This is a genomic window from Janthinobacterium sp. HH102 (assembly GCF_001758625.2).
Lineage (GTDB): Bacteria > Pseudomonadota > Gammaproteobacteria > Burkholderiales > Burkholderiaceae_D > Janthinobacterium.
The window spans coordinates 6,119,181-6,145,175 of sequence record NZ_CP062062.1 but is presented as its reverse complement, the minus strand read 5'-3'; the positions used below and the strand labels follow the sequence as shown (position 1 = coordinate 6,145,175).

At 62.5% G+C, this 25,995-nt stretch carries 26 protein-coding genes and 1 pseudogene; 19 read left to right on the top strand and 8 right to left on the bottom strand.

From position 1 onward, the window contains the following. The first annotated feature begins 80 nt into the window (after positions 1 to 80). A complete protein-coding gene (gene rsmA / locus JAB4_RS28015) occupies positions 81 to 860 on the top strand; it encodes a 16S rRNA (adenine(1518)-N(6)/adenine(1519)-N(6))-dimethyltransferase RsmA (protein ID WP_070220568.1) in 780 nt (259 codons plus the stop codon). A gap of 8 nt (positions 861 to 868) precedes the next feature. Here the strand turns inward: rsmA and JAB4_RS28010 are convergent, their stop codons facing one another. After that, positions 869 to 1,786: a LysR family transcriptional regulator gene (locus tag JAB4_RS28010; RefSeq protein WP_070220566.1), complete on the bottom strand. Its 918-nt coding sequence runs from the start codon at positions 1,784 to 1,786 to the stop codon at positions 869 to 871. 227 nt (positions 1,787 to 2,013) lie between these two features. Here JAB4_RS28010 and JAB4_RS28005 point away from each other — a divergent pair, with 227 nt between their 5' ends. Genes JAB4_RS28005 through JAB4_RS27975 form a run of 7 tightly spaced genes read left to right on the top strand, consistent with a single transcriptional unit; the run spans position 2,014 to position 8,937 of the window. Beyond that, positions 2,014 to 3,129 (top strand): porin, encoded by a 1,116-nt coding sequence (locus JAB4_RS28005; RefSeq protein WP_227742059.1) that lies wholly within the window; start codon positions 2,014 to 2,016, stop codon positions 3,127 to 3,129. Between the two features lie 57 nt (positions 3,130 to 3,186). Continuing rightward, complete coding sequence (locus JAB4_RS28000; RefSeq protein WP_227742058.1) at positions 3,187 to 4,209, top strand: ABC transporter substrate-binding protein; 1,023 nt, start codon at positions 3,187 to 3,189, stop codon at positions 4,207 to 4,209. Between the two features lie 21 nt (positions 4,210 to 4,230). Further along, the gene (locus JAB4_RS27995; RefSeq protein WP_070220560.1) at positions 4,231 to 5,070 is read left to right on the top strand and encodes an ABC transporter permease; all 840 of its coding nucleotides are present in this window, start codon (positions 4,231 to 4,233) and stop codon (positions 5,068 to 5,070) included. Continuing rightward, the gene (locus JAB4_RS27990; protein WP_035822719.1) at positions 5,067 to 5,846 is read left to right on the top strand and encodes an ABC transporter permease; all 780 of its coding nucleotides are present in this window, start codon (positions 5,067 to 5,069) and stop codon (positions 5,844 to 5,846) included. The genes JAB4_RS27995 and JAB4_RS27990 overlap by 4 nt, the downstream gene beginning before the upstream one ends. 13 nt (positions 5,847 to 5,859) lie before the next feature. Further along, positions 5,860 to 6,891, top strand: coding sequence for an ABC transporter ATP-binding protein (locus JAB4_RS27985; RefSeq protein WP_070220558.1), 1,032 nt, complete (start codon positions 5,860 to 5,862; stop codon positions 6,889 to 6,891). A gap of 20 nt (positions 6,892 to 6,911) precedes the next feature. Beyond that, a complete protein-coding gene (locus tag JAB4_RS27980) occupies positions 6,912 to 7,856 on the top strand; it encodes a nucleoside hydrolase (protein WP_227742057.1) in 945 nt (314 codons plus the stop codon). A 25-nt stretch (positions 7,857 to 7,881) separates the two neighbouring features. Further along, positions 7,882 to 8,937 (top strand): adenosine deaminase, encoded by a 1,056-nt coding sequence (locus JAB4_RS27975; protein ID WP_070220556.1) that lies wholly within the window; start codon positions 7,882 to 7,884, stop codon positions 8,935 to 8,937. A 1-nt stretch (position 8,938) separates the two neighbouring features. On the opposite strand, the gene JAB4_RS27970 is transcribed toward JAB4_RS27975, so the two are convergent. Continuing rightward, a complete protein-coding gene (locus JAB4_RS27970) occupies positions 8,939 to 10,321 on the bottom strand; it encodes a short-chain fatty acyl-CoA regulator family protein (protein WP_070220554.1) in 1,383 nt (460 codons plus the stop codon). 154 nt (positions 10,322 to 10,475) lie between these two features. Here JAB4_RS27970 and JAB4_RS27965 point away from each other — a divergent pair, with 154 nt between their 5' ends. From JAB4_RS27965 to mmsB, 5 genes and pseudogenes are all read left to right on the top strand, one after another. Beyond that, a complete protein-coding gene (locus tag JAB4_RS27965) occupies positions 10,476 to 11,984 on the top strand; it encodes a CoA-acylating methylmalonate-semialdehyde dehydrogenase (RefSeq protein WP_070220552.1) in 1,509 nt (502 codons plus the stop codon). Positions 11,985 to 11,993: 9 nt separating this feature from the next. Continuing rightward, positions 11,994 to 13,154 carry an acyl-CoA dehydrogenase family protein gene (locus JAB4_RS27960; RefSeq protein WP_070220550.1) on the top strand — a complete coding sequence of 387 codons (1,161 nt, stop codon included), beginning with the start codon at positions 11,994 to 11,996 and terminating at the stop codon, positions 13,152 to 13,154. After that, positions 13,151 to 13,936 carry an enoyl-CoA hydratase gene (locus tag JAB4_RS27955; protein WP_070220548.1) on the top strand — a complete coding sequence of 262 codons (786 nt, stop codon included), beginning with the start codon at positions 13,151 to 13,153 and terminating at the stop codon, positions 13,934 to 13,936. The genes JAB4_RS27960 and JAB4_RS27955 overlap by 4 nt, the downstream gene beginning before the upstream one ends. Next, positions 13,929 to 15,056 carry an enoyl-CoA hydratase/isomerase family protein gene (locus JAB4_RS27950; RefSeq protein WP_070220546.1) on the top strand — a complete coding sequence of 376 codons (1,128 nt, stop codon included), beginning with the start codon at positions 13,929 to 13,931 and terminating at the stop codon, positions 15,054 to 15,056. The genes JAB4_RS27955 and JAB4_RS27950 overlap by 8 nt, the downstream gene beginning before the upstream one ends. Before the next feature lie 14 nt (positions 15,057 to 15,070). Continuing rightward, positions 15,071 to 15,979 (top strand): annotated as a pseudogene (gene mmsB / locus JAB4_RS27945) (3-hydroxyisobutyrate dehydrogenase); the annotation flags it as partial. 187 nt (positions 15,980 to 16,166) lie between these two features. On the opposite strand, the gene JAB4_RS27940 reads toward mmsB, so the two are convergent. After that, a complete protein-coding gene (locus JAB4_RS27940; protein WP_070220542.1) occupies positions 16,167 to 16,748 on the bottom strand; it encodes a hypothetical protein in 582 nt (193 codons plus the stop codon). Between the two features lie 41 nt (positions 16,749 to 16,789). Continuing rightward, positions 16,790 to 17,389 (bottom strand): hypothetical protein, encoded by a 600-nt coding sequence (locus JAB4_RS27935; protein WP_070220540.1) that lies wholly within the window; start codon positions 17,387 to 17,389, stop codon positions 16,790 to 16,792. A gap of 246 nt (positions 17,390 to 17,635) precedes the next feature. Between JAB4_RS27935 and JAB4_RS27930 the strand changes: the two genes are divergently transcribed. Together JAB4_RS27930 and hrcA are read left to right on the top strand one after the other, a co-directional pair. Further along, complete coding sequence (locus JAB4_RS27930) at positions 17,636 to 18,361, top strand: HAD family hydrolase (RefSeq protein WP_070220538.1); 726 nt, start codon at positions 17,636 to 17,638, stop codon at positions 18,359 to 18,361. A 117-nt stretch (positions 18,362 to 18,478) separates the two neighbouring features. Continuing rightward, positions 18,479 to 19,495 carry a heat-inducible transcriptional repressor HrcA gene (gene hrcA, locus JAB4_RS27925; protein ID WP_035822689.1) on the top strand — a complete coding sequence of 339 codons (1,017 nt, stop codon included), beginning with the start codon at positions 18,479 to 18,481 and terminating at the stop codon, positions 19,493 to 19,495. A 51-nt stretch (positions 19,496 to 19,546) separates the two neighbouring features. Here the strand turns inward: hrcA and fur are convergent, their stop codons facing one another. Then, on the bottom strand, positions 19,547 to 19,978 hold the full coding sequence (gene fur, locus JAB4_RS27920; protein ID WP_034745717.1) for a ferric iron uptake transcriptional regulator: 432 nt from the start codon (positions 19,976 to 19,978) through the stop codon (positions 19,547 to 19,549). A gap of 196 nt (positions 19,979 to 20,174) precedes the next feature. Between fur and JAB4_RS27915 the strand changes: the two genes are divergently transcribed. Genes JAB4_RS27915 through JAB4_RS27905 form a run of 3 tightly spaced genes read left to right on the top strand, consistent with a single transcriptional unit; the run spans position 20,175 to position 21,980 of the window. Further along, a complete protein-coding gene (locus JAB4_RS27915) occupies positions 20,175 to 20,816 on the top strand; it encodes an outer membrane protein assembly factor BamE (RefSeq protein ID WP_070220536.1) in 642 nt (213 codons plus the stop codon). A gap of 19 nt (positions 20,817 to 20,835) precedes the next feature. Further along, positions 20,836 to 21,645: a 4-hydroxy-tetrahydrodipicolinate reductase gene (dapB, locus tag JAB4_RS27910; protein WP_070220534.1), complete on the top strand. Its 810-nt coding sequence runs from the start codon at positions 20,836 to 20,838 to the stop codon at positions 21,643 to 21,645. 8 nt (positions 21,646 to 21,653) lie between these two features. After that, positions 21,654 to 21,980 (top strand): barstar family protein, encoded by a 327-nt coding sequence (locus JAB4_RS27905; RefSeq protein WP_070220532.1) that lies wholly within the window; start codon positions 21,654 to 21,656, stop codon positions 21,978 to 21,980. A 113-nt stretch (positions 21,981 to 22,093) separates the two neighbouring features. Here JAB4_RS27905 and JAB4_RS27900 read toward each other — a convergent pair whose 3' ends face one another. After that, positions 22,094 to 23,353, bottom strand: coding sequence for a CaiB/BaiF CoA-transferase family protein (locus JAB4_RS27900; protein WP_070220530.1), 1,260 nt, complete (start codon positions 23,351 to 23,353; stop codon positions 22,094 to 22,096). Further along, complete coding sequence (locus JAB4_RS27895; RefSeq protein ID WP_070220528.1) at positions 23,353 to 24,534, bottom strand: acyl-CoA dehydrogenase; 1,182 nt, start codon at positions 24,532 to 24,534, stop codon at positions 23,353 to 23,355. The genes JAB4_RS27900 and JAB4_RS27895 overlap by 1 nt, the downstream gene beginning before the upstream one ends. A 159-nt stretch (positions 24,535 to 24,693) precedes the next feature. On the opposite strand from JAB4_RS27895, the gene JAB4_RS27890 reads away from it, so the two are divergent. Then, positions 24,694 to 25,590, top strand: coding sequence for a LysR substrate-binding domain-containing protein (locus tag JAB4_RS27890; RefSeq protein WP_070220526.1), 897 nt, complete (start codon positions 24,694 to 24,696; stop codon positions 25,588 to 25,590). Here the strand turns inward: JAB4_RS27890 and JAB4_RS27885 are convergent. Next, positions 25,587 to 25,988 carry a VOC family protein gene (locus tag JAB4_RS27885; protein WP_227742056.1) on the bottom strand — a complete coding sequence of 134 codons (402 nt, stop codon included), beginning with the start codon at positions 25,986 to 25,988 and terminating at the stop codon, positions 25,587 to 25,589. The two genes, JAB4_RS27890 and JAB4_RS27885, sit on opposite strands and share 4 nt — an antisense overlap. Between the last annotated feature and the right edge of the window lie 7 nt (positions 25,989 to 25,995).

The window sequence follows — 25,995 nt, the reverse complement described above, 5'->3', positions numbered from 1 at the left end:
CGCAAGACGTAACCCGACGCTGCCTGCTCAACGATCCCGCCGGCCTGTGCCGGCTTTACCGCATTGATAGAAAACACATTATGAAACACGTTGCCCGCAAACGCTTTGGCCAGAACTTCCTGCATGACCGCTTCGTCCTCGATGACATCACGGCCGCCATCGCGCCGCAGCCGGACGATGCCATGGTCGAGATCGGCCCCGGCCTGGGCGCCATGACGGAGCAGCTGCTGCGCCATTTGAAACAGATGCATGTGGTGGAACTGGACCGCGACCTGATCGTGCGCCTGGAAAAAACGTTTAATCCGGCCAAGCTGACGATCCATTCGGGCGACGCGCTGAAATTCGATTTCGCGCAAATCCCCGTGCCGGCCGGTCAGAAGCTGCGCATCGTGGGCAATTTGCCATATAACATTTCCAGCCCCCTGCTGTTCCACCTGGCGGACTTCGCGCCGCTGGTGCAGGACCAGCATTTCATGCTGCAAAAGGAAGTGGTCGAGCGCATGGTGGCCGAGCCGGGCAGCAAGGCGTATGGCCGCCTGTCCGTGATGCTGCAATGGCGCTACAAGATGTCGCTGCTGTTCATCGTGCCGCCGACGGCGTTTGATCCGCCGCCGAAGGTGGAATCGGCCATCGTGCGCATGATCCCCGTGGCCGAGCGCCTCGCGTGCGACCAGGCCACGCTGGAAGCCGTGGTCATGAAGGCCTTTTCGCAACGCCGCAAGGTGATCCGCAATTGCCTGGCCGGGATGTTTACGGAAGAGCAGATCAAGGCGGCCGGCATCGACCCGACCCTGCGTCCGGAAACCGTGGGGCTGGAGCAGTATGTTGCCTTGGCGAATCTGCTGAAGGCGCCTGCTTGAGTTTTAACTTAAAACCACTGGTCGACCTGCTGCAAATCCTGGCGCAACGCTGAAAAACAGTCGTCCACATGGTGGTTGCGGCTGATTTCATTGCGCCGCATCAGGGCGATCTTGCGCTTGCAGGTGGGCTGGCGCAGCGGTGCCACATGCAGGTCCTCGTCGTTGAGGAAGGTCGTGTACAGGCTGGGCATGATGCCCACGGCGATGCCGGCGCGCACCACGCCGTACAGCGACTCGCTGTGGATCATCTGGTACAGGCTCGACGGGCTCAGGCCATGCTGGCGCAGCGCGCTCGAGGCGAACTCCCAGATGCTGCCCTTGGTAAATACAACGATTTCCTGGCCCGCCAGCTGTTCCCAGCGCACTTCCTTGAGCGGCGCCAGCGCATGGCGTCCCGCCGTCACCAAGACCAGCTCGTCTTCGAACAGGCCCACGCTTTCCAGCGACACGGAACCGGGCACCTCGATGCCCACGCAAAAGTCCAGCTGGCCCGAATGCAGCGCATGCAGCAAGCCGTCGTTGGGCATGTCCGACAGGACGATTTCCACTTCATCTCCATGCTGCTCGCAGTAGCGCGCCACCACCACGGCCGTCATCGCCATGGCCGAGGGGATGGCGCCGATGCGGATGCGATGCCGGCCGCTGCCGATGGCGCGCTGGATATCGGCAAAGGTGTTGCTGGCCGTATTCAATAAATGCGTGGCGTATTCGAGCGCCAGCTTGCCTTCGCGCGTCAATTCCAGCTGGTGGGTTGTGCGGTTAAACAACTTTTTTCCCAATTGATTTTCCAGCAGCTTGATCGACGCGCTGAGGGCCGGCTGGGTCACGCACAATTCCTGTGCAGCCTTGCTGAAGCTGTTTACCCGGGCTAGGGTGGAAAACGCTTGTAAATGTCGTAAGGAAATTTTCTTGCTCAGTTCATGCATGGGCGTTGCTTATTAGAAAAAGTAATGGATTTATAAAAATAAACAAATTTTCTTATCCCGCAATTTACCATATTCTGGACTGGTCCTTACTTGTCTTGAAAGCAACAATATTCGGGAGAAGCGCCTGGAATGCGGTGCCGGCACGTACGGCGGCGCGCCATGCAAGGGATGCATCAATAAAATAATTCCAAAAAAACTCAGGGTTTATTCTTTTTAGGGTGGCGGCGATGAACAAATGGATGACGGGAACGATGGTAGTGGGTGGCTTGCTGGCGGCGCAGGGCGCGGCGCAGGCGCAAAGCAGCGTGCAAGTGTATGGACTGCTGTCGGCCGGTATCGGCTATGTGTCGGATGAGGGCAAAGGCAGCCGCACGCATGCGCTGAGCGGCACGAATCAGAATCCCCGCATCGGTTTCCGCGGTCAGGAAGACCTGGGCGACGGCACCAAGGCTATCTTCGTGCTGGAAAACGGTTTTAACGTAATGACGGGCACGGCTTCGCAAAGCGGCCGTCTGTTCGGCCGCCAGTCGTATGTGGGTTTGTCCAGCAACGACAAGGGTACCTTGACCCTGGGCCGCCAGTACGAAGCCGTCAAGGATCTGCTGGGTCCCGTGGTCATCGCCAGTAACGGCGTGCACATCGGCGACAACGACAATGGCTACAACAACCTGCGCGTGCAAAACGCCGTCAAGTATGTCAGCCCGAATATCAGCAACCTGTCGTTCACGGGCTTGTATGGTTTCAGCGAGAACCCGGAAGATTCGAACCGCAACCGCGTCTACAGCATGGGCGCCGGCTACAAGGTCGATGCCTTCAGCTGGGCCGTCGCCTACACCAAGATGGATCGCCCGAACAGCCCCGATGCGCCGAATGGCGCCATCGGCAATGATTATGCCAGTTCCCTGTTGATCTTTAACAAGAGCGCCGTCAAGGGCGCCGGCGTGGACAGCCAGGCCATCGCCGGCACGGGAGGCTTTTATAATGTGGGCAAGACCAAGTTTGGCGCCTTGTACACCAATGTGCGCTACCACTACCTGGATCAAAGCAATCTGACCCTGCAGAACGTGGACTTGAACGTGAACCACAAGCTGACGGAAGCGTTGAACCTGGGCGCGTCGTATTTCTATACGACTGGTAAATATGACGTGATCAACAAGACGCCGAAATGGCACCAGGTTAACTTCCAGGCCGATTACTTCCTGTCCAAGCGCACCGATGTCGCCATCACCTGGAGCTACCAGAAAGCGGCCGGCGATGCGACGTTCGCCCGCGTGTTCGGCTTCGGCGCCTCGGGCGGCAAGACGCAAAGCGTGCTGATCGTTGGCATGCGACATTATTTCTGATTCTGATTCATCTTTACAGGCGCTGTCCCGCAGCGCCGTCCCCTGAAAGGAAGCATCTTGAAAAAGCACCTCATGTTGGCGTTGAGCCTAGGCTTGCTGGCCAACGCCGCCCACGCGGAAAAACGCGAGCTGGTCATTTCGGCCTATCCGATTGCCCAGCCCTTGTTCATGAAGTATGTGTACGAGCCGTTCAAGGCCAAATGCGGTTGCGATATCAAGGTGGAAACGGGGAATAATGCGGATCGCATCGCCAAGCTGGTGGTGCACGCCAAGAACCCGGTGATCGACCTGGTGCTGCTGTCCGATTCCGGCATGCTGGAAGCGGCGCAAAAGGGCGTGATCCAGCCCATGGATTATTCCAAGCTGAGCAATTACAAAGCCCTGTACGACGTGGCGAAAAACCCTATCGGCGGCAACTACGCCGTCGGCTACACCCTGTATTCGGTCGGCCTGGTGTACCGCAGCGACAAGGTTGCCCCGCTGACGTCCTGGAAGGACCTGTGGCGCCCCGAACTGAAGGGCCGCGTGGCCTTCCCCGACGTGAGCACCACGCAGGGCCCCTTGATGCTGCGCATGGCTGATGCGGCCTGGGGCGGCAAGACGGATGACTACGCCACGGGCTTTGCCAAGATCGTCGGCATGAAGGGCAACGTCGTCACGTTCTCGAAAAATAGCGCGCAGCTGGCCGCCCTGTTTGCGCAGGATGAAATCTGGGCCGCGCCCGTGGCGCGCTTTACCTGGTCGCAAATGCTCAAGACGGGCCTGCCCCTGAAATGGAGCATCCCGGCCGAAGGCCAGGCGGCCGGCATGAACGTGATGGGCATCGTTGCCGGGTCAAAGAATGCGGACCTGGCCTACCAGCTGATGGATTTCTGGCTGTCCAAGGAAGTGCAGACGCAGCTGGCGACCAACCTGGTCGACTCGCCCGTCAACAAGGACGTGCGCCTGTCGGTGGCGGCCGCGCAATTCAATACCTATGGCGCCGATCAAATCAGCTCGCTGAAGTTCGTCAAGCCGGAAACCATCATCAAACAGCGCAGCAACTGGATGACGCAGTGGAACAAGGCCATGAGCAAATAGTGGTGACGAGGAGAAAACACCATGTTTGCTGATCCAAAAAAGCGCCTGGGACTGCTGCTGGTCCTGCCGGCGCTGATCTTTATCGTCGTCTGCTTCCTGCTGCCCGTGCTGGCCTTGCTGATCGACGCCTTCCGCGTCGGCGACGGCATGCAGTGGGGTGTTGACCGCTTCGTTGCATTCTTCTCGCAGGAATTCAACCGCACCATCTTCTGGCGCACCCTGCGCATCGCCGCGCTGGTGACCCTGGCGTCCATCATCCTCGGCTATCCGGCCGCGCAAGCCGTGGCGCGCGTGTCGCCGAAGTGGCGCGGTCTGGTGGTCGGCATGATGATTCTGCCGCTGATGGTCTCGCCGATCGCGCGTACCTATGCGTGGATCGTGCTGCTGGGCCGTAATGGCGCCCTCAACGCGGCGCTCGTCAACATGGGTTTCACGGACGAGCCGCTGCGTTTGCTGTTCAGCGAGTTCGCCGTCTTTGTCGGCCTGCTGCAATTGCTGCTGCCCTTGATGCTGATGTCGCTGGCGGGCGCGCTGGAAAACCTGCCGCGCGACGTGGAGCCGGCCGCGGCGACTTTGGGCGCGAATCCATGGCAAGTATTCTGCAAGGTCACCCTGCCGCTGACGCAGGAAGGCCTGGTGGTCGGCGGCACCCTGGTGTTTACGGGCTGCGTGACGGCCTACGTGACGCCGGCCCTCCTGGGCGGCACCAAGGTGCTGATGCTGGAAACGCTGCTGTACCAGAAGGTCAGCGTGGAGAGCGATTTCGGCGCCGCGAATGTGATCGCCGTCATCCTCGTCTGCATGACCCTGCTGGTGAATGCCGGCCTTAAACGTATTTCCTCGAGCCGGAGTTCCGTATGAAAGAAAGCCTGTTTTCACGTGCCGTTTTATGGCTGGTGTTTTTGTTCCTGCTGGGACCCTTCGCCATCGTCGTGCTGGCCGGCTTTTCCGGCGGCGAAACCTTGGCCTTCCCGCCCGAATCGTATTCGCTGCGCTGGATCCTCGAAGTGTGGTCGGCGCCCGAGTTCCGCCGCGCCTTCCAGACCAGCCTGGAAATCGGCCTGATCGCCACCGTCATCGCGCTGTTGCTGGGCATCCCCGTCGCGTATGCGTTTTCGCGCATGCCGCCGCCCGGTATCGGCGCCATCCGGCAAATCCTGACATCGCCGCTGATCATTCCCGCCATCCTCGTCGGTTTGGGCTTGCTGCACCACCTGGTGCTGACGATCAATGCGCCCGTGTACGTGGGCCTCTTGATCGGCCATATCGCGCTGCTGATTCCGTACTCGGTGCGTGTCGTGTATGCCAGCCTGGTCAACCTGCGCGTGGATATCGAGGATGCGGCCATCACCCTGGGCGCGTCGCGCCTGCGCGCGTTTTTCATGATCGTGCTGCCGAATATCCGCAACGCCGTGATCGCCGCCTTCTTCCTCGCCTTCGTCACCTCGTTCAACCAGGTGCCCGTCTCGCTGTTCCTCACGGGTCCCGGCATCAGCACCTTGCCCATCGAGATGCTGGGCCATATGGAAAACAGTTTCGATCCGTCGATCGCTGCCCTGTCGACCTTGCTGGTCTTGTTCACCATGGCCTTCGTGATGGTGACCGAAAAGGTGCTGGGCATTTCTAAATACATGTAAGAGGCAACACACGATGAGTTATCTGGAACTGCACAAGCTGAACCTCGGCTACGCCAAGAACACGACGTCCGTGAAAGACCTGGACTTGCACGTCGAGCAGGGCGAGCTGATTTCCCTGCTGGGCCCCAGCGGCTGCGGCAAGACCACCACCATGCGCGCCATCGCCGGCCTGATGCCGCTGCAGTCGGGCCGCATCGTGCTCGACGGCCGCGAAATCGGCAAGCTGGCGCCGAACAAGCGCAATATCGGCATGGTCTTCCAGTCGTATGCGCTGTTCCCGCACTTGAATGTGTATGACAACATCGCCTTCGGCCTGCGCCTGCGCAAGGTGGCGCCGGCGCTGCTGAAAACGAAAGTGGAAGCCGTGATCGCCGCCGTGGGACTGACGGGGTTCGAGACGCGCCTGCCGGCGCAGATGTCCGGCGGCCAGCAGCAGCGCGTGGCGCTGGCGCGCGCCATCGTCGTTGAGCCGGCCCTGCTGCTGTTAGACGAGCCGTTGTCGAACCTGGACGCCAAGCTGCGCGTGCAGATGCGCGCCGAGCTGCGTCGCATCCAGCGCGAACTGGGCATCACCATGCTGTACGTGACGCATGACCAGGAAGAAGCGCTGGCCCTGTCCGACCGCATCGTCGTCATGAATGGCGGGCGCATCGAGCAGCTGGCCGCGCCGGAAGCCGTCTTCAATACGCCGTCCACGCGCTTCGTCGCCAACTTCATGGGTTTCGAAAACCTGTTCGACTACCGCGACGGCGCGCTGCACCACGCCGGCGCCAGCCTGCCGTACACGTCCCCTGTCGCTGCCGGCACCACGGTGCTGGGCTGGCGTCCGGACAAGGTGCGCGTCTGCGCCGCCGACGACGCGGCAGGTCAGTACCCTGGCACCGTGCTGGCGCGCGGCTTCCTGGGCGACACCGTCGAATACCTGCTGCAAACGCCGCTGGGCCAGGTCAAGGGCATTTGCGCGGCCGGTGGCGCCGCCTGGCGCGAAGGCACGGCCGTCTCCTTCGTACTGCCGTCCGACAGCGCCCTGTGGCTGGCTGCCTGATTTTTTAACCTGAGACCATCATGACCCAAGCCTTGAAAAAGATCTGGCTCGACACCGATCCCGGTTTCGACGACTGGCTGACGATGCTGCTCTTGGGCAGTAATCCCGACATCGAGTGGCTGGGCGTGAGCGTGGTGGCGGGCAATGCACCCGTCGCCATCACTTACGACAACGCCTTGCGCATCAAGGCCCATGACGGCTTGACGGTGCCGATCTACCGCGGCTGCGAAGAACCGCTGGCCGGCGTCATCGAGACGGCGCAGCGCATCCTGGGCGACAGCGGCATGCCGACCACGGGCGACATCCTGCCGCCCGGTGCCGCCAGTGACGCTGCGGGCCACGCCGTCGACGCGCTGATCGCCGCCGTGCGCAAGCATCCCGGCCAGATCACCATCATGGCGATCGCACCGATGACCAATATCGCAACCGCGCTGGCCAAGGCGCCCGATATCGCGGGCAAGATCGTCGAAATCATCCTGATGGGCGGCTCGACCGACCAGGGCAACCATACGGCGGCGGCCGAATTCAATATCTATGCGGACCCGGAAGCGGCCGCCCAGGTGTTCAAATCCGGCATTCCGCTGCGCATGTTCGGTCTGAACCTGTGCCGCCAGCTCCTGGTGACGAATGCGGAAGTGGAATGCCTGCGCGCCCTCGGCACGCCGCGCGCGCTACGTCTGGCCGGCTACCTGGAAGCGTATGTGCGCATCCGGAGCAGCGACGGTTCCGTGCCCATGCCCATGTACGACCCCGTGGTGGCCCTGTACCTGGAAGCGCCGCAGCTGTTCCAGTTCCAGCCGGCTCACGTGGCCATCGAATTGACGGGCGAACTGACGCGCGGCATGACGGTGTGCGAATTCCGCGTGCCGCGCCGCGCCGCCATCAACACGCAGGTGGCGATGCTGGCCGATGGCCCGGCCGCCATCGAGCGCCTGATGCGCCGCCTGGCCGCCATTCTCGTCTGACCCACTTCACTACGAAACGAGCTTCATGTCTAATTCACCCCTGAGCATCGAACAGTTTTTACGCGCCATGCCGAAGGTGGAGCTGCATTGCCACCTGTTCGGCACGGTGCGGCAAGCCACTTTCCGCGCGCTGGCCGCCAAGACGGGCAATGTCGTCACTCCCGAGGAAATCGACGCGTTTTACACGCGCGGCGACAAGCCCGTCGGCGTGCTGCGCGTGCTGCGCGCGCTCGACGCGCACCTGATCGTCTCGCCGACGGACCTGTATTGCCTCGCGTATGAATACCTGGAAGACGTGCATGGCCACGGCGTGCGCTATGCGGAATTCTTCTGGAACCCGACCGGCACCGTGCGCGTGTCGGGCATCCGCTACGAGTCGGCGCAGGACGCCATCGTGGCCGCCATCCGCGATGCGCAAAGGGATTTTGGCGTGATCGGCCGTCTGATCCCCAGCATCGACCGTGAAGCGGCTCCCGCCGAAGCCGTGCAGATAGTGGAGTGGATGAAGGCCTACCGCGCGCCGGAAGTGATCGGCATCGGCATCGACTACCGCGAAAACGACCGTCCGCCCGAACTGTTCATCGAAGCCTACCGCGCCGCGCGCGCCGCCGGCTTCAAGTGCACGGCGCATGCGGGCGAATTCGGCATGCCGTGGATGAATGTGGCGACGGCGATAGACGAATTGCAGGTGGACCGGGTCGACCACGGCTACACGATCGTCGATAACCCGGAGCTGGCGCAGCGCTGCGTGGAACGGGGCCTGGTGTTCACCGTCGTGCCCACCAATTCGTATTATCTGCGCACACTGGCGCCCGAGCGCTGGGCGCTCGATCACCCGATCCGCGCCATGGCCAAGCTGGGCCTGAAACTGCATCCGAACACGGACGATCCGACCCTGCACCACGTGACGCCGACGGGCGCCTGGATGATGATGCGCGAATTTGGCTTTGGCCTCGACGACATGCGCGGCTTCATGTTGAATGGCCTGGACGCGGCCTGGATAGACGAGTCCACGCGGCGCGACTGGCGCGCGGAATTTGCGCGCGCATTCGACGCGTTGCGGGCAAGAGTCGTCGAGTAAATCAGGCCGATGCCGGCGGCGGGGCCAGCAGCGACGGAAACGCCCGCTGCGGGCAGCTTTGGCGCTCGCACACCTTGCAGCCCGTGCCGATGGGTGTGGCGCTGGAAGGGTCGTGCAAATCGAGTCCCTTCGAATAGATCAGCCGGTGCGCCTGCGAGATGTCGCAGCCCAGCGCCACGGCAAACGTCTTGCCGGGCGCGCGGAAGCCCGGTGACGCCGTGCTGACCTGGCGCGCGATCCATAAATAGGTGCAGCCGTCGGGCATGCTGGCCACTTGCGTGAGCACCTGGCCCGGATGGCTGAAGGCGTCGTACACGATCCACAGGGGGCAAGTGCCGCCCACTCTTGAAAAGTGAAAATCCGTGGCCGACTGGCGCTTCGAGACATTGCCCGCGCGGTCGACGCGCACGAAGAAAAACGGCAGCCCCGCCGCCTCGGGGCGCTGCATGGTGCTCAAACGGTGGCACACGGCCTCGAAGCCCACGCCGAACTGGTGCGCCAGGCGCTCGATATCGTAGGCGCGCGTTTCCGCCGCCTGTAAAAAACGCTGGTACGGCATCAAGAGGGCGCCGGCGAAATAATTCGAGAAGGCCAGGCGTGCGCCAGTCTGCGCGGCCGCGCCCGAGAGTCCTGCCGCCAGCACGAGCGCGTCGATCAGGTCGCTGTGCTCGAGCAGGCTGATTTGCGCCGCCATCTGGAAGGCGCGCTGGCCACCTGTCAGGGTGTCGGGCAAAAACAGGATATGTTGTTGGGCATCGTAGCGGTGCTTGCGCACCATGCCCGCGTCGCCATCGGACAAGCGCACCTGGATGCCGTGGCGCTCCAGCAGCCGGCCTTGCAGCGCGTCGAGCGTGCGCAGGGAGGGATCGAGTTCGCCTGCCACCCGTTCGGCCGCCCGGTCCAGCTCATCGATATAGTTTTGCCGCCGGTTCAGGTATTCGCGCACTTCCTCGTCCGTGGAGGGCGCGGCCGAGCTGGCGCCGCGGCTGCCGTCGTCGAGGCGCGCGGCCAGCGTATCGGCCCGTTCCGCCATCACGCGGTAGCGCCGCTGCAAGAGCAAAATCGAGCGCGCCAGTTCCGGCATGTTTTCCACCAGCATTTTCAATTCCGCCATCGAGGTGGGCGGCGCGTCGGGCAATTCGCCGAACACGTCGCGCACATCGGCCACCAGGCTGGCGCTGTCGTGCTCGGAAAAGATTTGCGGGTCAACGCCCAGCACCGTGCCGATGCGTAACAGAATCGGCACCGTCAGCGGGCGCTGGTTGCGCTCCATCTGGTTCAGGTAGCTGGGCGAGATGCCCAGGGCCTTGGCCAGCGCCACCTGCGTCATGCGCCGTTCCTCGCGCAGCCGCTGCAGGCGCACGCCCATGAAAACCTTTGCCATCGCGTTTCCTCTTCCCCGTTTGTGGAATCTGCAAATTTACAATCTTTGCAGATTAACAGATTCGTCTTTGCATTATCTCGCATTTTCACGTCTTGTTTGCAGGCTGGATTGTGCGAATAATGCAAACAGACCTATACCAACCAGGAGACTCCGAGTGACTACGCAAAACACAATTCCGACCGTTCCCCTCTTGATCAACGGCGAGTGGGTCGAATCCCGCACCACCGTCTGGCGCGATGTCGTGAACCCCGCCACGCAGGAAGTCCTGGCCAAGGTGCCGTTCGCCACGCCGGAGGAAGTCGACGCGGCCATCGCCTCGGCCCAGCGCGCCTTCAAAACCTGGCGCAAGACGCCGATCGGCGCCCGCGCGCGCATTTTCTTGAAATTGCAGCAGCTGATCCGCGAAAACATGGCCGACCTGGCCGCCACCCTGACGATGGAACAGGGCAAGACTTTGCTCGACGCGGAAGGCGACGTGTTCCGCGGCCTGGAAGTGGTGGAACATGCGGCTAATATCGGCACCCTGCAGATGGGCGAATACGCGCAAAACGTGGCCGGCGGCGTCGACACCTACAGCGTGATGCAGCCGCTGGGCGTGTGCGCCGGCATTACCCCATTCAATTTCCCCGCCATGATCCCCCTGTGGATGTTCCCGATGGCGATTGCCTGCGGCAATACCTTCGTGTTGAAACCATCGGAGCAAGACCCGCTCGTGACGGAAAAACTCGTGCGCCTGGCCTTGCAGGCGGGCATCCCGGCTGGCGTGTTGAACGTCATCCACGGCGGCGAAGACGTGGTCAACGCCCTGTGCGACCATCCGGACATCAAGGCCATTTCCTTCGTCGGCTCGAGCAAGGTGGGCACGCATGTGTACCAGCGCGCCAGCCTGAACGGCAAGCGCGCGCAATGCATGATGGGTGCCAAGAACCACGCCGTCGTCTTGCCGGATGCAAATAAAGAACAAACCCTGAACCAGTTGCTGGGCGCCGGTTTCGGCGCGGCCGGCCAGCGCTGCATGGCGGCGTCCGTCGCCGTGCTGGTGGGCGAGGCGCGCGAGTGGCTGCCGGAACTGGCCGCCAAGGCGCAAACCCTGACGGTGGGCGCGGGCAAGGACAACCCGGACCTGGGTCCCGTCATCTCGTGCGCCGCGAAAGAGCGCGTGTTCGGCCTGATCGCCAAGGGCATCGAGCAGGGTGCCGTGCTGACTCTGGATGGCCGCGACGTGAAGGTCGATGGCTATCCGAACGGCAACTTCGTCGGCCCGACGATTTTGTCCGGCGTGAAACCTGGCATGGCCGTGTATGACCAGGAAATCTTTGGCCCCGTCCTGATCGTCGTCGAAGTCGATACCCTGGACGAAGCGATAGCCCTCGTCAACGCGAATCCGAACGGCAACGGCACGGCCCTGTTCACGCAGAGCGGCGCGGCCGCGCGCTATTTCCAGGAAGAAATCGACGTGGGCCAGGTCGGCATCAACGTGCCGATTCCCGTTCCCGTTCCCCTGTTCAGCTTTACGGGCTCGCGCGGCTCCAAGCTGGGCGACCTGGGCCCGTTCGGCAAGCAGGTCGTGCTGTTCTACACGCAGACGCAGACGATTACCCAGCGCTGGTTCACGGATGCGGCCTCGGTGGGCAAGGTCAACACCACCATCAGCCTCAAGTAAGGAGCTGCCATGGACTTTGAACTGAGCGACGAGCAGCGCGAGTTCCAGCAGGCGGCGCGTGCGTTTGCCGAAGGCGAACTGGCGCCGCACGCGGCGCATTGGGATGCGGAATCGATCTTCCCCGTGGACACCATCGCCAAGGCGGGCGAGATGGGCTTTTGCGGCCTGTACACGCCGCAGCGCTGGGGCGGCCTGGGCCTCTCCCGCCAGGATGCGGCCATCGTGTTTGAAGAGCTGGCCGGCGGCTGCACTTCGACCACGGCCTACATCACGATCCACAATATGGCCACCTGGATGCTGTCGCGCTGGGGCCAGGAAGCCCTGTGCGACGAGTGGGTGCCGGCCCTGGCCGCCGGCCAGAAGCTGGCCAGCTATTGCCTGACGGAACCGCAGTCAGGATCGGATGCGGCGTCCTTGCGCACGAAAGCCGTCAAGGAGGGCGACTTTTATGTGCTGGACGGTACGAAAGCGTTTATCTCGGGCGCGGGCCAGACGGACATGCTGATCGTCATGGCGCGCACGGGCGGCGAGGGCGCGGCCGGTATTTCCGCCTTTGCCGTGCCGGCGAATCTGCCCGGCATCGTGTATGGCAAGAAAGAAGAAAAGATGGGCTGGAACAGCCAGCCCACGCGCATCATCAGTTTTGACCAGGTGAAAGTGCCTGTTGGCAACTTGCTGGGCGCGGAAGGCGAAGGCTTTACGATTGCCATGAAGGGCATCGACGGCGGGCGCATCAATATCGCCGTGTGCTCGGTGGGCACGGCGCAGGCGGCCCTCACGCGCGCGCGAACGTATATGAAGGAGCGCACGCAGTTCGGCCGCGAACTGGCGCAGTTCCAGGCCCTGCAATTCAAACTGGCCGACATGCTGACGGAGCTGGTGGCGGCGCGCCAGATGGTGCGCCTGGCGGCCTGGAAACTGGACCAGGAAAGCCCGGACGCCACGGCGTATTGCGCCATGGCAAAGCGTTTCGCCACGGATGTGGGTTTCAATGTGGCCAACGATGCGCTGCAATTGCATGGCGGCTACGGCTACATCCGCGAGTACCCGCTCGAGCGCCACGTGCGCGACACGCGGGTGCACCAGATCCTGGAAGGGACGAATGAAATCATGCGCCTGATCGTCGCGCGAGCGATTTTGAAAGACGGCGCCACGGAGACCTTACGATGAGCAAAGTGTATACAAATTTACTGCTGGAACGCCGTGGCCACACGGCCCTGGTGACTCTCGACAACCCGCCCGCCCACACGTGGACCCTGGCCAGCCTGAACGCTCTGAAAGAGCTGGTGGCCGACCTGAATGCGGACGCCGACGTGTACGCGCTCGTGATCACGGGCGGCGGCGCGAAGTTCTTCTCGGCCGGCGCCGACCTGAACGTGTTTGCCGACGGTAACAAGGACACGGCATTCGCCATGGCCGCCGCGTTTGGCGAGGCGTTCGAGGCATTGTCCGCGTTTCGCGGCGTCAGCATCGCCGCCATCAATGGCTATGCCATGGGCGGCGGTCTTGAATGCGCGCTGGCGTGCGACATCCGCATCGCCGAGGAACACGCGCAGATGGCCTTGCCGGAAGCCTCGGTCGGCTTGCTGCCATGCGCGGGCGGCACGCAGCACTTGCCGTGGCTGGTGGGCGAAGGCTGGGCCAAGCGCATGATTTTGTGCGGCGAGAGAGTCGATGCAGCCAAGGCCCTGGCCATCGGCCTCGTCGAGGAAGTTGTTCCAACCGGCAAGGCTGCCGCCACGGCGTTGGCCCTGGCTGCCAAAGTGGCGCGCCAGAGCCCGAGCAGCGTGACGGCATGCAAGACCCTGATCCAGGGCGCGCGCAGCCATCCGCTCGTCGATTCCCTGCCCGATGAACGCACCCTGTTCCTGGGCCTGTTCGATACGCAAGACCAGAAAGAGGGCGTGCAGGCGTTCCTGGAAAAACGTCCGGCGGAGTGGAAGAATGGTTGAGACTTTGCTTGAAACCGTGAAAATCGAGGAGCGCGACTGTCCCGGCGGCATGAAGCTGGGCGTCATCACCCTCGATGCGCCCAAATCCCTGCACGCGCTGACCCTGGACATGATACGCGCCATTGACGGCGCTCTCGTGCGCTGGGCCGCTGACGACGCCGTCGCCTGCGTGGTGCTGCACTCGTCGACCGACAAGGCCTTTTGCGCGGGCGGCGACGTGCGCAGCCTGCGTTCGGCCGTGGTGGAACAGCCCGGTGTCGTGCCGAACCCGCAGGCGCTGGCCTTCTTTGCCGAGGAATACCGGCTCGACCACCGCATCCATACGTATGCGAAACCGCTGCTGGTGTGGGGCGGCGGCATCGTCATGGGCGGCGGCCTGGGCCTGATGGCCGGTGCCAGCCACCGCGTCGTGACGGAAAGCACGCGTATCGCCATGCCGGAAATCACGATTGGCCTGTTCCCCGACGTGGGCGGCAGCTGGTTCCTGGGCCGCATGCCGGGGCGCAGCGGCCTGTTCCTGGGTTTGACGGGCGCGCCCATGAACGCGTCCGACGCCCTGTTTACGGGCCTGGGCGACTATTTCCTGCGCCAGGAAGAGCGGAACATGGTGCTCGACGCGCTGGCGCTGGCGCAATGGCAAGCCAGTCCGCAGGTGAACAGCGAGCAGCTGGACCGCCTGCTGCGTGGCTTCTCGGCGCCAGCCTCCATGCTGCCCGTGTCCGAAGTGCGCGCCAACTTCGACGCCATCGCGGCGCTGACGCAAGCGCGCACTTTGCCCGAAGTGGTGGCTGCCATCGCCGCGTATGACGGCGATTCGGTCTGGCTGCAAAAGGCGGCCCACTCGCTGGACAAGGGCGCGCCCACTTCGGCTGCGCTGGTGTGGGCCATGCGCGAGCGCACGCGGCACATGAGCCTGGCGCAAGTGTTCCAGCTGGAACTCATTGTCGCCGTGCAATGTTGCGCCCATGCAGACTTCAGCGAAGGCGTGCGTGCTTTGCTGATCGACAAGGACAACGCGCCGCAGTGGCAGCCGGCCAGCCTGGCCGAGGTCAGCGAGACGTATCTCAATGAATATTTCACGGCGCCATGGGATAGCCATCCTTTGCGCGACCTGCATTAAAAGAACAACAGGAGACACATATGCAACATATCGCTTTCATCGGCCTGGGCAACATGGGCGCGCCGATGGCCCGCAACCTGGTGGCCGCCGGCTTCCACGTGTCCGTGTTCGACCTGGCGCCGGCGGCTGTGGCGTCGCTGGTCGAGGCGGGCGCCACGGCGGCCGCATCCGCCAGCGCAGCCGTGCAGACGGCGGACGCCGTCATCACCATGCTGCCAGCCAACAAGCACGTGCAGGAACTGTACCTGGCGGCAGGCGGCGTGCTCGATTCGGCCAAGCCCGGTGCCCTGTTCATCGACTGCAGCACCATCGCCGCCGACGTGGCGCGGCAAGTGGCGCAGGCGGCCAGCGAGCGGGGCTTTGCCATGATCGATGCGCCCGTCTCGGGCGGCACGGCGGGCGCGGCGGCCGGCACGCTGACCTTCATCGTCGGCGGCAGCGAGGCTGCCTTGCAGCAGGCGCGTCCCCTGCTGGAAAAGATGGGCAAGAACATCTTCCATGCGGGCGAGGCGGGTGCGGGCCAGGTGGCGAAGATTTGCAACAACATGCTGCTGGGCATACTGATGGCGGGGACGGCCGAGGCGCTGAACCTGGGAGTGGCGCATGGCCTCGATCCGAAAGTCTTGTCCGACATCATGGGCAAGAGTTCGGGGCGCAACTGGACCCTGGAAGTGTACAACCCGTGGCCCGGCGTCATGGACGGCACGCCCGCGTCGCGCAATTACACGGGCGGCTTCGGCACGGCGCTGATGCTGAAGGACCTGGGTCTGGCGCAGCAGTCGGCCCTGTCGGCGAACGCGCCCACGCCCCTGGGCGGGCTGGTGCGCCAGCTGTACCAGATGCATGCGCAAGCCGGCTATGCGCAGCAGGATTTCTCCAGCATCGTGCAGATGCTGCAGCCGGGCTTGGATAAACCCGCCTGAGGAATTTTGGACAAAAAAAAGCCCGCTGGTGAAAGCGGGCTAAATCCAATTCTTGGAAGAGTTGGAGGAGACAGATGCATTATGCTGCATCGCCACATATAACTCCAATTTATCTTTCGAATATCAAATATAGATTTTCGTGATATCTCTTCCTGGCAGCCGCGTCGCGGCTGCCAGCGCCACAGTCTTAGCCTGGATTGCAGGCGATCTGCACGGTGGTCACGTTTGCTTCACCCATCACACCGACGCCCGTGTTGGGTGCCACGGTGCATTTCAAGCCGGTAGGCTGGGTAAAGACGCTGATGCCATACTTGTCGCCATCGGCAACAGGCGACGCCAGAGTGAAGGTCGTGCTGCCTTTGGCCACCGTGGTTTGCGCATTGCCGTTGATCAGGACCAGGCCGTCGGCTGTCAGGCCAGTCACCGTGCCGCCTACCGTGTACGCGTTTCGCGCACAGGAAACCGATGCCTGGATACTGACGTAGTGACCGGCCGAGCCGGTTCCGCCACTGACGGTGCAAGTCATGTGGGCTGGCTGGGTCTGTACGGTGATGTTGTAGTCGGTGCCATAGTCGATGCGCTTGCCAAAGGTAAACGAGGTCTGGCCGGCTTTGATCGGGAGCGGATCGCCGCCATTGACCAGGACCAGGCCTTCGGTGTTCAAATTGCTGACGGTGCCACTGACATCATACGAGGCCTTGCCGCCGCAAGCAGCCAATCCCAGGGTCAACAGCAGCGCGGCGATAGGGCGCAGGCAGGATAACTTCATGTATTTCTCCAATCCAATATAGTGGTGACGAATCGCGTGGCTTACTGCGCCGTGCAGTTCAGTGCGGCGCCGGTCGTGGCGGCTGAGCCCATGGTGCCGACGACATCGCGGCCGTTGGCGCTGGCAGAACCCACGAAACTGCACGTCTGGCCTGTTGGATACGTCGCGATGGAAATATTGTAGGCGATGCCGTCATTGACATTCGGGAACGTATAGCTGGTGCTGCCTTTCAGCGGGCTGGTGGTGATATTGCCGATGGCCAGGGTCAAACCGTCGGCGGTCAGGCCCGTGATCGTGCCGCTCAGCGGGTAGGTATTGGTCACGCAAATCACCTGGGCCGTGGTCACGGTATAGCTCGATGCCTTGCCGGCGCCATTGGTAATCGTGCACACGGCGCCTTTTGGCTGTTGCGCGATGGTGATATCGTAGCGGTCATCGGTGCTGACCAGCTTGGTGAAAACAAAGGAAGTCTGGCCTGAGGTGACAGGCAGGCGTTCGCCGTCATTCAGCAGAATCAGGCCATCTTTTGCCAGATTGACGACTTGGCCGCTCAGATACAGATTGCCGCCGCTGCCGCCGCAGGCCGCCAATGTGACGGCGCAAGCCGCCGCCAGCATCGAGCGCAGGTACAAATTTTTCATACATTCTCCAAAACGAATTAGGTTGGGTAGCGCAACGCGGACGCTGGCGCCGCATTGGAATGGCGCCTATTTTAGTCTATCTGGCAAGCCGGATGATCTTGCCTTGTATCACCCTGTAACAATTTTTCGCCGGGAAGCGCCGGCCCGGCCCCATTTCATGGGGGCGCCGCCATGCCGGCGGCGGCGATCGGTGCGACAATAGCTGCGGGCTGCGCACCGTGACGCGGCATCTATATAGTGAGTTCCATGTCTCTTGCCCCTGTAAAACCTGCCGTGCCGCCCAAGGCCATCCTCTTCGACCTCGACGATACCTTGTGGCCCATCGCGCCCGTGATTGCCGCCGCCGAAACCCTGCTGCACGACTGGCTGGCCACGCATGCGCCCAAGGTGGCGCAGCAGTTTTCCATCGAGCTGTTGCGCCAGCACCGTCTGGCCATGCTCAATGAACAACCGCATTTCCATGGCAATTTGATCGAGCTGCGCCGCGCGGGATTGCTGACCGCCTTTGAGGCCGCCGGCGAAGATCCCGCCCTGGTCGACGGCGCCATCGCGCAGTTCCTGGCGGCGCGCCATCGCGTGCAGCCGTATGACGATGTCTTGCCCGGCCTGGCCTGGATGGGGCAGCGCATGCTGGTCGGCTCGATCTCGAATGGCAATGCGGACCTTGAAATTATCGGCCTGGCGCAGCATTTTAAAGTGTCGATTGCCGCCAGCGATTTCGGCGTCGCCAAGCCTGACGCCAGCATCTTCCTGGCCGCTTGCGCCGCGCTGGGCGTGGCGCCCCATGAGGCCGTGTATGTCGGCGATGACTTGTATTTCGACGTGACGGGGGCGCAAGGGGCGGGCATGCGTGCCGTGTGGATGAACCGCAAGGGCAGCGATGCCCATCTGGCCGCCGGCGTGCAGCCCGACGCCATCTGCGCCAACTTTGATGAATTGCTGCTGTGGCTGCAGGGGCAGCTGGAAGATTGATCGCCGTCGGACGGGCGAACGTGCATAATAGGCGCTGTTGATGCACGTTCGGCCGCTTTCGTTGCCGCTTGCTTAACAATATGCTTGTTTAAAGAATATTTGCTTACCTAAGACACCATGCAACTCGATACACGTGCCCAAACACTGCTGAAAGCCCTGGTCGAGCGATATATCGCCGACGGCCTGCCGGTCGGTTCGCGCGCCTTGTCGAAAATTTCCGGCCTCGACCTGTCGCCGGCCACGATCCGCAACATCATGGCCGACCTGGAAGAGCTCGGTTATGTGTCCAGTCCGCATACCTCGGCCGGACGCATCCCCACGCCGCGCGGCTACCGCATCTTTGTCGACACCTTGCTGACCGTCCGGCACCTGGACGAGCACATGGTGGAGTCGCGCATGCGCCTGCAGACGCCGCAGCCGCAAAAAACCATCGCCAACGCGGCGCAGATGCTGTCGTCGCTGTCGCAGTTCGCCGGCGTCGTGCTCAGCCCGCGCCGCGAATCCGTGTTCCAGCAAATCGAATTCCTGCGCCTTTCCGAAAAACGCATCCTGCTCGTCATCGTCGCTCCCGGCGGCGATGTGCAGAACCGTTTATTGCTGACGGAGGCCGACTATACGCCGGCGCAACTGGTGCAATCGGCCAATTACATCAACCAGAATTACGGCGGCCTGTCGTTCGACGCCGTGCGCGTGCGTCTGCAGGGTGAATTGCGCCAGTTGCGCGACGACATGGGCAGCCTGATGCAGGCGGCCGTGGAAGCGGGCAGCGAAGCGATGGCCGACCATAGCGACGACATGGTCATTTCCGGCGAGCGCAACTTGCTCAGCGTGAGCGATCTGTCATCGAATATGCATTCGCTGCGCCAGATGTTCGACATGTTCGAGCAAAAGACGGGCTTGATGCAGCTGCTCGACGTGTCGAGCAAGGCGACGGGCGTGCAGATTTTCATCGGCGGCGAATCGAATCTGGTGCCGATGGATGAGATGAGCGTGGTGACGGCGCCGTATGAAGTCAACGGCAAGATCGTGGGAACGTTGGGAGTGATCGGACCGACGCGCATGGCTTACGAGCGCGTTATCCCGATCGTCGACATCACGGCCAAGCTGCTGTCGAGCGCGCTCAGCCATCATTGATGCGGTTCAATGCTGCGCCGGCCGGCCCCTTGCGGGAACGGCCGGCGTGGGTCAGGCTGTTTTGTGCGGGCAAGCTGTCTTGGTGCAGTTGCCGTAGATGGCCAGGGCGTGTTCGGCGATCTTGAAGCCGCGCTCTTCGGCCACTTTTTGCTGGCGGATTTCGATTTCTTCGTCGAAGAATTCTTCGACCCGGCCACAGTCGAGGCACACCAGGTGGTCATGGTGGGAGCCTTCGTTGAGTTCGAAAATCGCCTTGCCGGTTTCAAAATGGTTGCGGTTAAGCAAGCCGGCTTGTTCGAATTGCGTGAGGACACGGTAGACAGTTGCCAAGCCGACATCCATATTGTCGGCCAGCAGAATCTTGTAGACGTCTTCCGCGGTCAGGTGGCGTACCGGGCTACTCTGGAAGATATCGAGTATCTTCAGCCGTGGCAGGGTGGCTTTCAGGCCGCTTGCCTTGAGATCACTAGGATTGTTACTCATGTTTGTTGCTCGTATGTGGGTCAGGTGCTTTATCATATAGCGTTTTGTCGGGGAGTGCCAAAATATGCTTTTTTTTGGCGGGCCGGTCACTCCTGGCGTTTTGTTCATCCAATTGAGGTCATTTATGCGCGTAACCCCGGCTGTATTGCCATCTCTCTGGCACCGTATTTCATTTCGAGCACCAGTCGTGGCAGGCATGGTCTGTGTCGCGCTGGCCGTGTCCGGCTGCGCCAACCGTGGCATTCTTGGCGAAAAGCCGGCAGCTGCTCAAAAAGAAGGCAAGGAACTGGTTCCCGAACAGGGCGCACAAACGACCACCATTACGCCGCTGCAAAAATTCATGTGGTTTTTCTCGCCCTACCGTCCTGACATTCAACAAGGCAACTTTGTCTCCGAAGAGATGCTGGCCCAGTTGAAAGTAGGCATGACGCGCGACCAGGTGCGTTTCGTCCTCGGCACTTCGCTGCTGACCGATATCTTCCATGCCGACCGCTGGGATTATCCATTCCGCCTGGCGCGGGGCAGTGGCGAAACCACCAGCAGCCGCGTGGTCGTGTACTTCGGCAAGGATGGCAAGGTTGAACGTTTCGAAGGCGGCAACTTGCCGACGGAGAAAGAGTATATCGACCGCATCGCCGGTCCGTCGCCATTCGCCAAGGTCGCCAAGGCTGACGTGCCTGCCGCCGTCGTGCCATCGCCCGTGGCGCCGAGCGCCGTGCCGGTACCGGCCGATGCCGCTCCTGCCATTCCTGTGAGCAAGCCTGACGTTGCACCAGCACCAGCAACGGCGCCTGCCGCCGAGCCAGCACCGACGCCTGCCGCCGAACCCACCAAATAAGTTGTTGTAAGAGAATAAAATGACTGAACTGAAAATTGCCATCGCTGGCGCCAGCGGCCGCATGGGCCATATCCTGATCGAAGCGGTCAGCAACGCACCCGACGCCGTGCTGGCCGGCGCCCTCGACCGCGCCGGCTCGCCGTCCGTCGGCCAGGATGCCGCCGCCTTTCTCGGCAAGCCTGCCGGCGTGCTGATCGCGTCGGACCTGGCCACCGGCCTGGCCAATGCCGATTACCTGATCGACTTCACGCGCCCCGAAGGCACTTTGCAGCACCTGGCGTATTGCGCCGAGCATGGCATCAAGATGATCATCGGCACCACCGGTTTCGATGACGCGGGCAAGGCCGCCATTGCCACCGCCGCCGAAAAGACGGCCATCATGTTCGCGCCGAACATGAGCGTGGGCGTGAATGTCACCATGAAGCTGCTGGAACTGGCCGCGAAAAGCCTGTCCGAAGGCTACGACATCGAAATTATCGAAGCGCATCACCGCTTCAAGGTCGATGCGCCATCGGGCACGGCCCTGCAAATGGGTGAAGTGGTGGCCGGCGCCCTGGGCCGCGACCTGAAGGAATGCGCCGTGTACGGCCGCGAAGGCGTGACGGGCGAACGCGATCCGTCGACCATCGGCTTTGCCACCATCCGCGGCGGCGATATCGTCGGCGACCATACGGTGCTGTTTGCCGGCATCGGCGAGCGCATCGAGATCAGCCACAAATCGAGCAGCCGCGTCACCTACGCCCACGGCGCCCTGCGCGCCGCGCGTTTCCTGGCCGATAAGCCGACGGGCCTGTTCGACATGCAGGATGTGCTGTCGCTGAAGAACTGAGGAAGACTATGGCCACAGCCATCCTGAATGGAAAAGACATCACCGATGAAGCGAGCTTTCACGCGCAATGCGTGCAAGCCTTCGGTTTCCCCGCGTTCTACGGCAACAGCATGGATGCCTGGGTCGATTGCCTCAGCTACCTGCGCGACGATGAAAACATGACGCAGTTCCGTTTGAAACCGAACGAAGTGCTGGACATCGTGGTACAGGACGCTGACGCGATGAAGGCGCAAGTGCCTGATTTGCTGGAAGAAATCACGTTTTGCATCGCCGGCATCAATGAGCGCTATGACGATTACGGTGAAAAACCGGCATTGAAACTGGTACTCAAGTGAATGGAATGGTAGGTCGGATTAGGCCCTGCGGGCCGTAATCCGACAACATTGTTCGCTGTGCAGGTCGGATTACGCGCAAGCGCCAATCCGACCTACGTCCAGACGACCAACATTTACACCACCTTGCGCTCACGCAAGCCGTCAATCTCCGCACCGTCCAACCCCAGCCACTGCTGCAATACCTCGTCCGTATGCTGCCCCAGCAAGGGCGGCGGCAAGCGGTATTGCACCGGCGAGCCGGACAGGCGCACGGGATTGGCCACCAGCGCCACCGTGCCCGCCGTCGGATGCGGCATCTCCACTTTCAAGCCACGCGCCACCACTTGCGGGTCGGCAAAGACCTGGTCGATGCGGTTGACGGGGCCGCACGGCACGGCTTGCGCCTCGAACGCGCTGATCCACTCTGCCGTCGTGCGCATGACCGTGGTCTGGCGCATCAACGGTATCAACACCGCCCGGTGCGCCACGCGCTGCGGGTTGGTGGCGAAGCGTTCGTCCTGCGCCCATTCCGGGTGGCCGGCGACGGCGCAAAAACGCGAAAACTGTCCATCGTTGCCGATCGCCAGAATCATGTCGCCATCGGCCGTGGGAAAGTCTTGATACGGAACAATGTTCGGATGCGCGTTGCCCATGCGCTGCGGCACCTTGCCCCCGCACAAGTAGTTGGCGGCCTGGTTGCCCAGCGCGGCCACTTGCACGTCGAGCAGGGCCAGGTCGATATGCTGGCCCAGGCCCGAGCGCTCGCGTTCGGCCAATGCGGCCTGCACGGCGATGGTGGCGTACAGGCCCGTCAGGATGTCCGTTTGCGCCACACCCACTTTTTGCGGTCCGGCGCCCGGCTGGCCATCGGGCACGCCCGTGATGCTCATCAAGCCGCCCATGCCCTGGATTAAGAAGTCATAGCCGGCGCGCGCCGCATACGGCCCATCCTGGCCGAAACCCGTGATGGAGCAGTAGACGAGGCGCGGGTTGAGCGCCAGCAAGCTCGCCGCATCGAGGCCGTATTGCTTCAAACCATCGAGCTTGAAATTTTCCAGCAGCACGTCCGATTCGGCGGCCAGCTTGCGCACCAGGGCTTGCCCTTCAGGGGCAGCCAGGTCGATGCACAAGGAGCGCTTGTTGCGGTTGGCGCACTGGAAGTAGGCAGCCTCGGCCGTATCGCGGCCGTCCGCGTCTTTCAGATACGGCGGACCCCAGGAGCGCGTGTCGTCGCCGCGTCCCGGCTGCTCGACCTTGACGACGTCGGCGCCGAGGTCGGCCAGCATTTGTCCGGCCCACGGGCCGGCCAGCACGCGCGACAGGTCGAGCACGCGCAAGCCGCTCAACGGCGCGGGCCGCAGGGTGGAGGCGAGGGTGGAAGCCAGGGCGTCCATCAGTTGCTGAAGGCGGCGATGCCGGTGATGGCGCGGCCGATGATCAGCGCGTGCACATCGTGCGTGCCTTCATAGGTGTTCACCACTTCCAGGTTGACCAGGTGGCGGATGACGCCGAATTCGTCGGAAATGCCGTTGCCGCCCATCATGTCGCGCGCCATGCGGGCGATGTCCAGTGCCTTGCCGCAGCTGTTGCGTTTCATGATGGACGTGATTTCCACGGCGGGCGAGCCCTCATCCTTCATGCGGCCCAGGCGCAAGCAGCCTTGCAAGCCCATGGTGATTTCCGTCAGCATGTCGGCCAGTTTCTTTTGCACCAGCTGGTTCGCAGCCAATGGGCGGCCGAATTGCTGGCGGTCCATCGTGTACTGGCGCGCCTTCAGGTAGCAGTCTTCGGCCGCGCCCAGCGCACCCCAGGCGATGCCGTAGCGGGCGCTGTTCAGGCAAGTAAATGGACCTTTCAGGCCGCGCACGTCGGGGAAGGCGTTTTCTTCCGGGCAAAATACTTCATCCATGACGATTTCGCCGGTGATGCTGGTACGCAAGCCCACCTTGCCGTGGATTTCCGGCGCCGACAGGCCTTTCCAGCCTTTTTCCAGCACGAAGCCGCGGATCGCGCCTTCATCGTCCTTGGCCCAGACGACGAACACGTCGGCGATCGGGCTGTTGGTGATCCACATCTTGGCGCCGGAGATACTGTAGCCGCCCGGCACCTTGCGCGCGCGCGTGACCATGCTGCCAGGGTCGGAACCATGGTTCGGTTCCGTCAGGCCGAAGCAGCCGATGAATTCGCCCGTCGCCAGTTTCGGCAGGTATTTCTGCTTGGTTTCTTCGTTGCCGAAGGCATTGATCGGCACCATCACCAGCGACGATTGCACGCTCATCATCGAGCGGTAGCCCGAATCGACGCGCTCGACTTCGCGCGCGGCCAGGCCGTAGCAGACGTAGTTCAGACCGGCGCCGCCGTATTCTTCGGGTATCGTCGTGCCCAGCAAGCCCAGCTCGCCCATTTCGCGGAAGATGGCGGCGTCCGTGCGGCCATGGCGGAACGATTCAAGCACGCGCGGCACCAGGCTGCCCTGGCAATAGTCGCGGGCCGCTTCCAGCACGGCGCGTTCGTCGCCCGTCAGTTGTTCTTCCAGCAGCAGGGGGGAATTCCAGTCGAATACGGTTTTGCTCATCACAGGCCTCGCAGGTGAGCGCCGGTGATCGGCGCAAGATTGAATATGGCTCATGGTAGGTTTTTGCCTAGCCTTGCGCAAACGATTTTTTTGCACCCAGACATGCGTGATGCGCATATCTTGCGGCATACTGGAGCCTTTCACCGGCCCGATACCCCCATGTCACGCAAAATTCCCATGCTGCAAGCGCTAAATTGTTTCGAAGCGGCCGCGCGCCACCAGAGCTACACGCATGCGGCGCGCGAACTGTCGCTGACGCAAAGCGCCGTGTCGCGGCAGATATCTTCCCTGGAAAGCTTTCTTGGCGTGCAACTATTCCAGCGCACGCGCCATGGCGTGCTGCTGACCAGCGCCGGCGCTGCGTATGCGCGGCAGATCGCGGCCCGTCTCGACGGCCTGGAGCGCGACACGCTCGACACCATGGCGCGCCAGGGCGGAGGCGGCGCCTTGCAGCTGGCCTCGGTACCCACGTTTGCCACGCGCTGGCTGATGCCGCGGCTGTCGTCGCTGGCCGGTTTGCACCCCGATATCGTCGTGCATATCGATGCCTATACAAAGCCGTTCATGTTTGCCGATACGGAATACGATGGCGCCTTGTACGCGGGCACGCCCGAGCAGCTGGCGCGCTGGCCCGGCACGCGCGCCACCTTGCTCATGCACGAAGAAATCGTGCCCGTCGCCAGCCCGCGCCTGTTGGCGGCGCGCAGCGCCTGGCAGCCGCAGGATTTATTGGAACTGACCTTGTTGCAGCAAAGTACGCGCCCGGGCGCCTGGCGCCAGTGGTTTGACGCCATGCAGGTCGATGGGGAACTGGCGCGCTACGGCGCCCGCTATGAGTTGTTTTCCATGCTGGCCATGGCGGCCGTGCAGGGGCAGGGCGTGGTCTTGCTGCCCCGTATGCTGGTCGAAGCGGAACTGGCGCGCGGCGAGCTGCGCATCGCATGCGAGCGCCCACTGCGCGGCCAGCGCGCGTATTACCTGATCACGCCCGAGGCGGCACATGAAAAACTGGCCTTGCAGCAGTTCCGCGTATGGCTGCAAGACGAGGCGGCCTAGACGACCTTGGCCGTATCGAAGTGGGGATTGTCGATCAGGCCGATCTGGTTGCCGAAGGGGTCGAGCAATTCCACCGTGCGGATGCCGTCGCCCACGTCCGTGATCGGATGGTGCAGGCTGCCACCCAGCGCCACGATGCGTTCGACTTCCTGCTCGATGCCATCCACGCCCCAGTAAGTCACGCTGCCCTGCGTGCCAGGCTGGCCGTCCGGCAGCAGGCCCAGCTCGAAGCCGCCGATGGCAAAGCCGACATAGAACGGCTGGTCGAAATACGGTGCCGTGCCGAATACCTGGCTGTACCAGGCTTTGGCCTTGTCCAGGTCGGGGACGGGATAGGTGACGGTACGCAAGCCCTTGATCATGTTCTGCTCCTGGTGAATGAAGAATAACGCCATCATGCCACCG